Genomic DNA, 11,380 nt, shown 5'->3' with positions numbered 1-11,380 from the left:
ATGCTCGCAACGCGCTTGCGCGAGCTCGAAGCAGCAGGCGTCCTGTACCGCCTCCCCCTCCTGCACAACACTCGGGCGTACGCGCTGACCGAGCGCGGCCTCGCGTTGCACGACGCGATCACGGCGCTCGCACGCTGGGGCGCGGAGGGGCCAGGGGGACACCCCGGCGCTATCGTCGGAGCGTGACGCGCGCGCCGGTGGTCAGCGTCGAGCTGCTGCTCGACACCGAGACAGAGGCCGCCGTGCGCGCCGAGTGGGATGCGCTGTCCGCCGCGGGACTGTCGAGTCTTGCCCCGCACACGGCGGCGAGCAATCGCCCCCACATCACGCTTCTCGTGCGGACCGAGCTCGCGCCGTTCGACGCAGCGGCGATCACGGCGGGAGCGTCGTTCGGCGTACACCTCGGCGCGCCGCTGCTGTTCGGCGCGGGCGATCGGCGGGTGCTGGCCCGCAGCATCCTCCCGTCGCGTGAGCTGCTCGCGCTGCACCACGCGGTGCACCAGGCGGCGGGGCCCGGCGAGGACGCCCCCCACACCGCCCCAGGGTCCTGGACGCCTCACGTGACCCTCGCCCGGCGCGTCCGCACGAGCGACCTCGAGCAGGCCCTCGACGTGGTGCGCGGCGACATCACCGGCACCGCCCGATCACTGCGCCGCTGGGACGCCGCGACGCGAACCGTCACCCCGCTCGGCGACTTCCGCTGACACCGGGTGGTGCCGCTCACCTCGACGGCGGGGTCACTCGTCGACGGTGACCACGTGATTCTGATAGGCCCAGACGGCAGCCTGCAGCCGGGACTGCACACCGAGCTTCGGCAGCATCCTGGCCAGGTGCGACTTCACGGTCGCGATTTCGACGAACAGCTCCCCCGCGATCTGCTCGTTCGACATCCCCTGCGCCAGCAGGAGCAGGATGTCCCGCTCGCGCGCGGTGAGCGACTCCGCAGCCCGCGCGGCGGTGACCGGTTGCAGGCGGCGGCGCTGCACATACTCGTCGACGATGCGACGCGTGAGCGTGTGATCGAGCATGCCGTGCCCGTCCGCGATGCGGGGCACGGCGCGGAGGATCTCCTCGGGGTCGGAGTCCTTGAGCAGGAACCCGGAGACGCCGGCCTCCAATGCACGGAAGACGTAGTCGTCGATGGCGAACGTGGTCAGGATCAGCACCGGGATCCGGGGGTCGGCGCCCGGCCCGCACAACCTCTGGGCGACGGCGATCCCGTCCTGTCCCGGCATGCGGATGTCCAGGCACACGACGTCCGGAACTGTTTCGAGGGCGAGGCGAAGCGCCTCGTCCCCGTCGGCGGCGACCCCCACCACCTCGATGTCGCCTTCCTCGGCCAGGAGCGCGGCGAGACCGGCTCGGACGAGCGGCTGGTCGTCCGCGAGGAGGACACGGATCACGGGGTCTGCTTCCTGTCGGGGCGAACACGCTCGCGGGGGATGCTCATGCGAGCCTCCCACCCACCGTCGCCGGCGGGGCCGGCATCGAAGGAGCCGCCGATGAGCGCAGCGCGCTCCCGCATCCCCAGGATCCCGAAGCCAGACCCGCTTGCGCTCGCGGCGGCTCTTTCCAGAGGTCGGGCGTTGCGTACGGTGACGCGCAGCAGCGCGGGGTCCTGGTCGTCGATCGTGACGGTGCACGGGGCATGCGGGGCGTATCGGGCGGCGTTGGTGAGGGATTCCTGCACCATCCGGTAGGCGGCAAGCTGCGCCAGCGGCCCGATCCCCTCTCCCAGTGCGCCCGTCGGCGGCCGGCGGATGTCGAGGACGACGTCCGCGCCCGTGACGGAAGCAGCATCGACGAGTGCGGGGACGGTTGCGAGCGTCTTGACGACGTCGTCCGCTCCGTCGGCGTCGCGGAGCAGCCCGACCAGGCGGCGCAGGTCGTCGAGGACGGCTCTGCTCTGGGCGCGGACCGCCGCGGCGCCCGCCCGCGCCCCGTCCGGGTCGCTGCCGATCTGCCGCTCCAGTGCGGAGGCCATGACGGAGATCCCGGAGAGGTGGTGGGCGGCGATGTCGTGCAGTTCGCGCGCCATCGCGGCGCGCTCGAGCGCGATGGCTTCGCCGATCTGGGCATCGCGCTGGCGCGCCACCGCCTCCAGAGTCTCCTGCTGCGCTCGACGCGCCGCCCTCTGCGCGCGGATGGCCGTCGCCGGAAGCAGCGGCAGACCCACGACCAGCACGGCCTGCAGGAGGGCTTCGAGACCCGCGCCTGCATAGTCCGTGCGGCCGGACGCGACCGCGTTGCCCAGCTGTCCGGCCATCACCAGCACGCCGGACGCCGCGGCGATCCACCTCAGCCGCCGGAACGGAATCTGCATCCCCGAGAGGAAGGCGCCGACGACGACGGGGAGCGCGGTGACGCTGAACAGCGAGCCCGGGGCCGTGAGCGGCAGCGCCATCGGCAGGGCCGACGCCACGAGGAGAGGCGCACCGTGAAGACGGGGCAGCAGCAGCGCGGCGGCCTGCAGCGCGAGCACCGCAGCCGTCCACCAGGACGTCGACGTGGGCACGTCCTGCTCGGAGGGGTCTGCGGCGATGAGCGCCGCGACCACGCCGAGGACGCCGAGGGCGACGACGACGGTGCCCGCCGCGACGGACACCGCTGAGAACGAGCGCTCGGCCGGTGCCACACGCCCATGGTAGGGCGCGGCACCGGCCGACCGCGGCGAGCGGAGACGCGGGATCACGCGGCCCCGGCGGGTTCGGTGCGCGCGTCGATCCGGTCGGCATAGCCGAGCCGGCCCCTGGTCGCGACCACGATCACGACGGCAGCGACCGCGGCGCCTGCTGCCATGGCGACCAGCGCGAGCTCACCGTCCAAGGACGGGAAGAGCTCGGCCCACATCACGGACGCGAACGTGTTGACGCCGACGTGCATCAGCATGGACAGCGGCAGCGATTGGCCCGTGCGGTTGAACACCCACGACATCACGATGTTGAACGCCACGCAGAAGGCCAGGAATGCCAGGGGCCGGGTCCACGATGCGTCGGGGTAGCCGCCCCAATCGCTGAGGAACAGCGGCAGGTGCCATGCACCCCACAGCGGGCCGAGCACGAACGCGGCGCCGAGCGGCGTGAACCGGTTCTGCAGCCGCGGCAGCGCGAAGTCGCGCCACCCCGGCTCCTCCGCGAGCCCGGTCGTCACGAACTGGAACAGCAGCACCGGCACGAAGGCGAGGAGCGCCGAGGCCGACGGCAGGGCGATCTGTCCCCCGGAGAACACCAGGCCGGTCAGCAGCATCCCGGCGGGAACGCCCAGCAGCGTGATCGCGAACCACCGCGGCGCCACCTTCCAGCGCCAGAGGCGACGCGCCCACGCGCTGAGCCCCGCACGCCCATCGACGATGGCGGTGACCAGGAACGCGGAGAAGATCGGGCCCAGGTAGGCGCCGGGCAGGACTCCCAGGATCTGGCCGCTGCCGAGGAGGTCCGGGAAGCGGAAGTCCCAGACGCCGAGCCCGTTCTGGGATAGGACGTACGGCAGCCATGCCGCCCAGCTGAGGAGATTCGCGAGCGCGAAGAAGGCGACGAGAGGATGCGACCGGATGAGGGCGGCTGGGCCGCGACGATCGGGGGCGTCGACGGCGACCGACGGCCGCGGGGTCCGGGTGGGCGCATGCGATGTGGTCATGCCTCGACGCTAGGAAGCGCCTTGAGCCGGCTCTACGCCCGCAGGGTGCCATTGCGCGGACTCATCCGAAAGGTGCTGCTCATCGGCGGGTGAGTGAGGCGACTCCCGACGATTCGTGAAGAAGGAGCGCCGGATGCATGCTCCTCCACGCGCACACCCGTCTCGAGGCGGTGAGCGCTCGACTTCCGTTCAGGCCGGGGCCCTGGTGCGGACAGCAGAACGGGCGCTCGTCCCGGGAGTCAGCCCGGGGCGAGCGCCCGCTTGTTGGTCACGTCAGACGAGCTGGATGTTCGCTGCCTGCATGCCCTTCGGGCCCTGCTCGGCCTCGTAGGAGACCTTCTGGTTCTCCTCGAGGCTGCGGTAGCCGCCGCTGTTGATCGCGCTGAAGTGCGCGAACACGTCGGCGGAGCCGTCGTCGGGGGCGATGAAGCCGAATCCCTTGTCAGCGTTGAACCATTTGACGGTGCCTGTGGCCATGACGTCATTCCTTCGTTGTCTTGGACCATGGTGGTGATCCGTGTGAGCGCGGCGACGGCGTCGCCACGGGGTCTGGGGTGAGCCGGTCAGCGCAGGACGCGAGGCGACGCGGCGGAGCGGTGGAAAGTCTCCAGCGCCACGCGAGCTTCGCTCCTCGTGGCGGTGATGAACAGTGGGCGGCTATGGGCGTCGTGCGCGGTATAGCGACCGAAGCCTTCGGCGATGAAGCCGGCGAACTCGCCGTGCACGGTCGCGACATGGACGTCGTCGGAGGCCTGGCGCCACACGACTGTCGCAGATGCCGCTGGAGCAGCAAGGGAACGGATACAGAACCAATCGGAAGAAAACGCACCGCGGTTGGGGATGCGACCAAAGTCACTGAACTGAATACCAGCCCGAATCATTGCTCGGGGCCCAGAAGCCGGTCTGGAGGGAACTCCAGCAGAAACACAACTTCAATAACTCGCTTACGACGCTACCGCATTCGGCCGGCATGCGCCATTCGACGCGCTTAGGGAGTGTCACTCCCCTGCGCCTCCGGCTGACGGCCCCCGGGGGGCGAGCGGGACTCCCCGGCGATCAGCAGCGGTTCGCGACCTCGCCGTCATGGCGATGCGGCTACGGGGAGCGGCGCGAGGCCCACGAACTTCATCCGGTCCTCGCCGTAGAAGCAGGTCTGCAGGGCCAGGTCGCCGCCGAGGCCGACGAGGTCGTCTGTGCTCGACCAGATCTTCGAGGTGTACCGGATGTCGATGACCTCGTAGACCTGCTCGTCGCCCACGATTCGGATGTGCTGCCCCGTTTCCCAGCCGAGGGTCACGTCACCGCCGCAGTTGTTGTGCGCCGCCCACACGGGTGGCACCCCATCACGCTCGTACGAGAGCATCTCGGTGAAGGTGCCATCGCAGCGGTCCAGCTCGGCGATGCCCCCACGAACCCCGAGCGCAACCGATGGCAGCTCCGAGAACACGTCTTGCCGCACCTGATCCACCTGCTGGATCACAGCCGTCTTGACGTCTCCATACGTCTTCTCGACAGCCTGCGGCGCGAGCAGCGCGGCCGCAACCAAGATCGTCCCGGCGGTCAGCAGGGCGCCGCCGAGTGTCAGGGAGATCGCCCGCGTATGCCGACGACGAGGGGCGGCGCCGCGTCGTGCTCGCCGGTCAGCAGGTGAGGAAGACACGGGCTCGCGCTTTCTCGCTGAGTGGTCTCATCAGAGGGCGTCGCTTCCGTTCTGCACCGTCTGCCGACGGTCGTCTCTGCTTCTCCGCGACAGTTCGCGCGCACGCATGAAGCCCCCTCTTCCCACTGCTCGATCCCGGGGAGCCGAGCAGACCCGCTGAAGAACATACCGGTGCGACCGCGACGGTCGCGACCAGCGCCGGGTTGACGAAGGCGCAGCCCGCCATTGCTCGTGTAAGCGTCGCGCCCTGAGGCGCCAAGCGTGCACCACGCGGGATCGGTGAGGAACCGAGGCTCAGGGCCGGTGCGGGGCCTGGTCAGGCGAGCCGCCGCAGAAGGAGGATGCCGTCGTCCAGGTGTGACGGCGTGCCGTCCGGTGCCGTCGCCTCGCGCCGGCGGGTCTCCACGATCTCGGCGTGCCAGTCGGCGGGGTCGAGGTCGAGCAGGCGGAGCTCTTCGTCCGGCATGCGAAGGACCGGCGCGTGCTCGGGCAGGTCCCGGGCCCAGGGCGGCGTAGCCGCGTGCGAGACGACAAGAAGGCGACCGCCCGGGGCGACCCGCTCGGCGGCGTCGCGCAGCATCTGGACGCGGGGAAAATCGCTCTCCCACGAATGCAGGAAGCTGGCGAGCACCAGGTCGAACTCGCCCTCGACGGCACTCGCTCCGTCGCCGACGACGAACCGGGCGTCCACGCCGCGCTCCGCGGCGAGCTCCGCTGCGCGGCGGACAGCCGTCGCGGACACGTCGACTCCCGTCGCCCTCCAGCCGCGCTCGGCCAGCCAGACGACATCCCCGCCCTCTCCGGAACCCACGTCGAGCGCGATGCCTGGCGCGAGCTCGGCCACGATCGCCGCCACCGACGCGTTGACCCGACCCGACCAGAAGCGGTCCTCCGCGGCGTATCGCTCTTCCCACGCGGCGTTGCGCTGCGCGGTGCGATCGGCGACAGCCAGAGCGAAGTCCTCCTCGGTGAGCATCGCGTTCGCTCCGGCTCCCGCCATCGACCCGGCACCCATCGAGACCGGGACATTCGCGAAGGGCGAGGTGACATTGCCCGCGGCGAAGATCCGCGGATGGCTGGTCTTCCCCATCATGTCGACGGCCAGTGGTGCGCCCGGCATCTCCGCGCGCTGGAGCTCGAGGCCCTCCGCGAAGGCGAGGTTCAGCACGGGAGTCCCGCCCGTGAAAATTGCGGCGACGACCCTCTCGGCGCCGTCATCCGTCACGACGGTCAGGCCGTCCTCACCGGGGCGCACACGGCGGACGGCAGCGGGGACGACACGGACGCCGCGCGCCAGCAGCCGGGCCGCGACATCGTCTCCCAGCGGCTCGGCGGCGGCCGTGAACGCGGTGACGTCCTCGGAGAGCTGACGCACGAGCTGGATCTGATGCACGCTCATCGGCGACGTCGCGAGCACGGCGAGGCGCTGCCCCGCGACCTCCCAGCCGTGGCAGTACGGACAGTGCAGCACGGTTCTGCCCCAGCCGTCCGCGAGTCCCGGGACGTCCGGGAGGTCGTCTCTCACGCCGGTCGCGATGACGACGGCGCGCGCCGGCGCGGGGGCGCCGTCCTCGAGCTCGATCCGGAGGCGGTCGCCCTCGTCCGAGAGCGATGCCACGAGTCCTGTGACGATCTCGACGCCGTACGCGCGCGCTTCCGCCCGGCCCCGTTCGAGAAGTGCGGCGGGGTCGAGGCCGTCATGCCCGAGCACACCGTGCATGTGCGCGGCGAAGCGGTTGCGCGGGCTCCCGCCGTCGATGACGAGCGTGCGCCTGTGCGACCGGCCCAACATCTGCGCGGCGCTCAAACCCGCCGCGCCGCCCCCGATGATCACAGCTTCCCAGTCGTTGGTCATGCATCGAGCCTCGTCCGCGCGCGTCGTGGCGGCAACTTCTCTTGCAGTAATGGCAAACTTGAGCGATGGACGCCACGCTGGAACAGATCGGCCCGCGCCTGCGAGCCGCGCGACGAGATCGAGGGTGGACGCTCGAAGAGCTGGCTACCCGGGCTGGGATGTCGTCGAGCACGCTGTCGCGATTGGAATCGGGCAAGCGTCAGGCCTCGCTGCCGCTCCTGCTTCCGCTGACGCGCCAGCTCGGCATCCGCCTCGACGATCTCGTGCCCGCGGGGTCGGGGGATCCGCGCGTTCGCCGGGCGATCGAGCGCCGGGACGGCATGGTCATCGCGCCCCTCACGCTCGAGAACTCGCCCGTCCAGGCCTTCAAGGTGACCTTCCCACCGCGCGACCACGCGCCCGCGCCGCGCGTGCACGACGGTTACGAATGGCTGTTCGTCCTGAGCGGCCGTCTGCGGCTCTCGCTTGACGATCACGAGCACATCATCGAGCGTGGTGAGGCGGCCGAGTTCGACACGCGGATGCCCCACAGCCTCAGCGCGACGGCGGACGGGTCGGCGGAGGTCGTCAGCATCTTCAGCGCTTCGGGCGAGCGCATGCACACACACGGCGCACCCTGACCGTCGTAGGAGACCAAGCCGGTCCACGCGCACGAGAGCCCAGGACGGGAATCGACACGGCGAGGCCGATCTGCATCGGATCGACGACGCGGTCCTCGCCTCCGCCCTCTACCTGTGCGACGCCGGCGGGCACTTCACGACAGCTCCAGCTGGACCGCCGCGGTCCATCCCTACACAACTCGTACGTCGACTGCAACAACCGCGTGGCCGAGGCTGCCACTCGATACGCGGCGAACGGCCGGCTTCGCCCAGGCGTTCCGCACCAACAAGAAAGCCCCGGACGACCGGGGCTCTCGTGGCGGAGACGGAGGGATTTGAACCCTCGGTCCCCATAAGGGGACTCCACCTTAGCAGGGTCACTGCGAGCCCCCGCGAGCCCCAGCACCTCCGGCGCGGATTCCCGCGAAACAACGCGCTTTCCGCCGCTTGATCTGGCCCTTTGAGCTGCTTCTCTGCTTCTCGTGAGGCACGCCAAACACTCGACACATTGGATTCAACGACAGTCTCTGGATGCTCGGGGACACCTGGGGGACACTCGTCCAGCGCCCGGTCGGCACGCGCTCAGGTCTCGCGAAGTGCCCGAAGTACGGCCAACGATTCCACGGCCGCGCACGGGATTCGAGGGCTCCGCGCCCAGCTGCGCGCGGGCAGGTTGATTATCGCAAGTCGACGAGGCCAGCCTTCGACGCGGCGATAAGGATCTGCACCCGATCACGCACATGCCACTTCGCCATGATGCGTCCCAGGTGCGCCTTGACCGTTCCTTCGGACACGATGAGCGCGTCGGCGATCTCTGCGTTCGACATGCCCCGAGCAAGCTTCTGGAGCACGTCCGCCTCACGATCTGTGAGCTTCTCGAGTGGCGGCGGGGGCGAAGTCGCTGCTGAAGAATCCTTCTTCATGTGATCGATGAGCATCGCAGCGACGCGGGGCGATAACGAACTCGCACCCTCGTGAACGTGGCGCACGCCGTCGAGGATCTCGTTCACGCTCGAATCCTTGAGGACATATCCGGCGGCCCCCGCACGGAGCATCGGCAGGATGGTCTCGGGCGTTTCGAACGTCGTAACGGCGAGCACCCGCACGCTCGGCCATCTCGCGCCGATCTCCGCCGTCGCGTCGATGCCGTTCATGCCCGGCATCTGCACGTCCATCATTACGACGTCCGGTCGATGCTCGGCGACTGCGGCCACCGCGCTGGCCCCGTCTTCCGCTTGCGCCACCACCGAGAGGTCGGGGCCACGGGAGAGAAACTGCGCGAGTGCCGTGCGCACGAGGGGATCGTCGTCCGCTATGACGACACGAATCTGCGTCATCGCTTCAGACTATCCAAGGCGGAACGTCACCTTTCGACCAGTAGAGCTTGGACCTTTGTCTACTGTGCGCGGAGACAGAGTCGGTGAGGCTGGATCCGCGGACGAAGTCTGCGAGGGACGAGACGAGGGGGTGGCGCATGGTGTCTACGTACGGAATTTGGGAGTACCTCTGTCAGGTGCTCGGGCTCTGCAGTTAGCGCGTCGCGGCGAGCGCGCGCGACGGCGCGGCTACCAGCGCACTCGCCATACTGGAGCGGTGCCCAGTCCTTCGACAGCATCGGTTGATGGCCTTCGAGCGCTGCTGCGTGAACCGGAAGCGCTGAATCGGCTCGAGAAGGCGACCGTGCTCGTTGCGGTCGCCATCGGTATCGTCGCGGGTGTCGTGGTCACGATCGTGGGTGGAACCGACGACCTCGGAGCGTCCCTGTTCGAAATTGCCGTCACCGCGGCGTTCGTCTTGTTCCTGTGGTCGCCGTTCGCCGCGACTCTCTTGCTCGGCGCAGCTTTGACGATTTCGTTCTTTTTCGGCCTCGCCGATGTGACGCTGCTGGCGTTCGCGATTGCCGCGGGGTGCGTGACGCGCACGGGCAGCGCGGCGCTGGTGATCAGCTACGCGTCTGTGCTCGTCGTTGCCGCCGCAGCGATCGGACAGGACGCGGCAACGACTCCGGGAATTGTCGCGGGCTACGTGCTGGTTGCGGCTGCCCTGGGTGGTGTCGGGCTGGCGCTCCGGGCGGCTTACGCGCGCGGCCGCCGACTCGACGAGGCGCTGGCCGAGGCAGCGGACCGGGAGCACGAGGCGATTGTCGCGGATCGCCGACGTATCGCCGGCGACCTCCACGACAGCATCGCTCATGACTTGACCGTGATTGCGCTGCACTCGCAGCTCCTCGATGAAGCAGACGCCTCGCTGCGTCGCGCTTCGGAGGAGACGATCCGGCGTACGGCACTCGATGCGCTCCGAGACCTTCGACATGTCATCGAGACCGAGAGCGACGCGTTCGCACCCTCCTCACCTTCGCAGGATTCCCTCTGGACGACCCTCGAGGAGGCTCGACGGATCCTCAAGTCTGTGGGTCACGACGTCACAGTCACGGTTCCCGATTCTCGGACGCTCCTCCGGCCCGACATCGACCTCGCGCTGGCACGGATGCTGCGGGAATCGGTCACCAACGTGCTCAAGCACGGCGGGCGCGGTCGAGTAGATCTGGCGTTCGACGCGCGCCAAGATCAAGTCACTCTCGTCGTTCGAAGCTCGCTCGCGGGCGCGCGGCGCCGTGTCCTGCCGTCCGGCGGGACGGGCCTCGCCCGCATGCGACAGCGCGTGCTCGATCTCGGCGGCCACTTTGACGCCGGGCCGCAGGACGGAGCGTGGCGCCTGGCCATTCACATCCCGCTCGGAGCGCTCGCTCCGAAGAAGCGCTGACCGAAGGTCCGCCCCGCTCTGGTCAAACGGCTCTACTGACTCACGCTCGCGCCGCCATAGCGTCATGCGCGAACGGGAGCGAGTTCCGTCCCGTCTGTTGTCGAATCCAGAGGGTCGATCAGAAAGCGGGAGTAATGAAAGCAAAGAAGACGACGATCGCCGCGATGACGGCGGCGATCGCGATCGTACTGGGCGGCATGTTCGCCCCGGGGGCCATGGCCTCGTCTACGGAGCCGGCGGTAAGCGACGAGGATCTCGTGCTCGGACTCGTCTTCGGTGTCGGCGACTTCGCCGACGAGATCGGGACAGCCGCGGACGTTCGGGCAACGCCAGAGGACACCGCCGCCGAAGCTGCCGTGAAGTACGAGCAGTCGGCAACTGCGGTCACACAGGAGTTGCTCGCCGAGTACAGCGAACTCGCCCCGGCTCTCGACCTCATCCGCGAGGGCGATCCGGCATCGACCGAAGAGGCGTTCGCGACCGTCGGGGACGTGCTCGACGATTACGCGGCATCGCAGGTCGCTCAGGTCGACGGCGCAGCGGCCACGGCCGCAGCGGGTGAGGTCCAGGCCGTCTCCCCATGCGGCGTCGCCGTCGTGTGCTGGGCCTACGCGGCCGCAGCGGTGCACAACACGGTCGTGGTCACAGGGGCAGCAGCAGTCGTGGTGGCCGCCGCGCTCTGGTGCGGTGCCTGGGCGTGGTGCGGCAGCAGTGCCGAGTCCGCGTCCGCTCAGTCCGAGCTGATGCGGGAGAAGTTCGCGGTCGACGTCACCGTCGCCGCCGAAGCGCGATGAGGACGACGATTGTATGAATGACAACGGGCGGAGCCGCGGCCGACAGCGCGATCGAGCGGGGGCGCACCTCGCG

Annotated in this window: 13 protein-coding genes and 1 tRNA gene; 5 read left to right on the top strand and 9 right to left on the bottom strand. The window is 69.5% G+C overall.

Annotated elements, in window-relative coordinates; genetic code table 11:
* Window positions 1–186 (top strand): winged helix-turn-helix transcriptional regulator (locus RIF89_RS01935; protein WP_309067477.1); only part of this gene is annotated, 186 nt, incomplete at its 5' end.
* Window positions 183–704, top strand: coding sequence for a 2'-5' RNA ligase family protein (locus RIF89_RS01930; RefSeq protein WP_309067476.1), 522 nt, complete (start codon window positions 183–185; stop codon window positions 702–704). The genes RIF89_RS01935 and RIF89_RS01930, both read left to right, overlap by 4 nt.
* Window positions 705–737: 33 nt before the next feature.
* Here the strand turns inward: RIF89_RS01930 and RIF89_RS01925 are convergent, their stop codons facing one another.
* The 7 genes from RIF89_RS01925 to RIF89_RS01895 all read right to left on the bottom strand — a co-directional run bounded on the left by RIF89_RS01925 (window position 738) and on the right by RIF89_RS01895 (window position 7,151).
* Window positions 738–1,403 (bottom strand): response regulator transcription factor, encoded by a 666-nt coding sequence (locus tag RIF89_RS01925; protein WP_309067475.1) that lies wholly within the window; start codon window positions 1,401–1,403, stop codon window positions 738–740.
* On the bottom strand, window positions 1,400–2,635 hold the full coding sequence (locus RIF89_RS01920) for a histidine kinase (protein WP_309067474.1): 1,236 nt from the start codon (window positions 2,633–2,635) through the stop codon (window positions 1,400–1,402). The genes RIF89_RS01925 and RIF89_RS01920 overlap by 4 nt, the downstream gene beginning before the upstream one ends.
* A 53-nt stretch (window positions 2,636–2,688) precedes the next feature.
* Entirely contained in the window at window positions 2,689–3,636 is a 948-nt protein-coding gene (locus RIF89_RS01915; protein ID WP_309067473.1) for a type II CAAX endopeptidase family protein, read from the bottom strand.
* Between the two features lie 273 nt (window positions 3,637–3,909).
* Window positions 3,910–4,113: a cold-shock protein gene (locus tag RIF89_RS01910; protein WP_309067472.1), complete on the bottom strand. Its 204-nt coding sequence runs from the start codon at window positions 4,111–4,113 to the stop codon at window positions 3,910–3,912.
* An 86-nt stretch (window positions 4,114–4,199) separates the two neighbouring features.
* The gene (locus RIF89_RS01905) at window positions 4,200–4,400 is read right to left on the bottom strand and encodes a hypothetical protein (RefSeq protein ID WP_309067471.1); all 201 of its coding nucleotides are present in this window, start codon (window positions 4,398–4,400) and stop codon (window positions 4,200–4,202) included.
* A gap of 317 nt (window positions 4,401–4,717) precedes the next feature.
* Entirely contained in the window at window positions 4,718–5,296 is a 579-nt protein-coding gene (locus RIF89_RS01900) for a hypothetical protein (RefSeq protein ID WP_309067470.1), read from the bottom strand.
* 316 nt (window positions 5,297–5,612) lie between these two features.
* The gene (locus tag RIF89_RS01895; RefSeq protein WP_309067469.1) at window positions 5,613–7,151 is read right to left on the bottom strand and encodes an FAD-dependent oxidoreductase; all 1,539 of its coding nucleotides are present in this window, start codon (window positions 7,149–7,151) and stop codon (window positions 5,613–5,615) included.
* Between the two features lie 65 nt (window positions 7,152–7,216).
* Here RIF89_RS01895 and RIF89_RS01890 point away from each other — a divergent pair, with 65 nt between their 5' ends.
* The gene (locus tag RIF89_RS01890) at window positions 7,217–7,771 is read left to right on the top strand and encodes an XRE family transcriptional regulator (RefSeq protein ID WP_309067468.1); all 555 of its coding nucleotides are present in this window, start codon (window positions 7,217–7,219) and stop codon (window positions 7,769–7,771) included.
* Between the two features lie 296 nt (window positions 7,772–8,067).
* On the opposite strand, the gene RIF89_RS01885 is transcribed toward RIF89_RS01890, so the two are convergent.
* A tRNA-Ser gene (locus RIF89_RS01885) sits at window positions 8,068–8,160 on the bottom strand.
* Window positions 8,161–8,427: 267 nt separating this feature from the next.
* Window positions 8,428–9,087: a response regulator transcription factor gene (locus RIF89_RS01880; protein WP_309067467.1), complete on the bottom strand. Its 660-nt coding sequence runs from the start codon at window positions 9,085–9,087 to the stop codon at window positions 8,428–8,430.
* Between the two features lie 256 nt (window positions 9,088–9,343).
* Between RIF89_RS01880 and RIF89_RS01875 the strand changes: the two genes are divergently transcribed.
* The gene (locus tag RIF89_RS01875) at window positions 9,344–10,513 is read left to right on the top strand and encodes a histidine kinase (RefSeq protein WP_309067466.1); all 1,170 of its coding nucleotides are present in this window, start codon (window positions 9,344–9,346) and stop codon (window positions 10,511–10,513) included.
* 134 nt (window positions 10,514–10,647) lie between these two features.
* Window positions 10,648–11,307 carry a hypothetical protein gene (locus tag RIF89_RS01870; protein ID WP_309067465.1) on the top strand — a complete coding sequence of 220 codons (660 nt, stop codon included), beginning with the start codon at window positions 10,648–10,650 and terminating at the stop codon, window positions 11,305–11,307.
* Window positions 11,308–11,380 lie beyond the last annotated feature (73 nt).

The sequence above is a fragment of the Microbacterium sp. genome (assembly GCF_031178525.1).
Classification (GTDB): domain Bacteria; phylum Actinomycetota; class Actinomycetes; order Actinomycetales; family Microbacteriaceae; genus Microbacterium.
The sequence above is the reverse complement of the archived record's forward strand: the minus strand, read 5'-3'. Positions and strand labels throughout refer to the sequence as shown.

Coding starts and splice junctions, on each gene's coding strand:
- RIF89_RS01890 (WP_309067468.1), top strand. CDS start 7,217: ATGGACGCCACGCTGGAACAGATCGGCCCGCGCCTGCGAGCCGCGCGA.
- RIF89_RS01895 (WP_309067469.1), bottom strand. CDS start 7,151: ATGACCAACGACTGGGAAGCTGTGATCATCGGGGGCGGCGCGGCGGGT.
- RIF89_RS01880 (WP_309067467.1), bottom strand. CDS start 9,087: ATGACGCAGATTCGTGTCGTCATAGCGGACGACGATCCCCTCGTGCGC.
- RIF89_RS01910 (WP_309067472.1), bottom strand. CDS start 4,113: ATGGCCACAGGCACCGTCAAATGGTTCAACGCTGACAAGGGATTCGGC.
- RIF89_RS01915 (WP_309067473.1), bottom strand. CDS start 3,636: ATGACCACATCGCATGCGCCCACCCGGACCCCGCGGCCGTCGGTCGCC.
- RIF89_RS01870 (WP_309067465.1), top strand. CDS start 10,648: ATGAAAGCAAAGAAGACGACGATCGCCGCGATGACGGCGGCGATCGCG.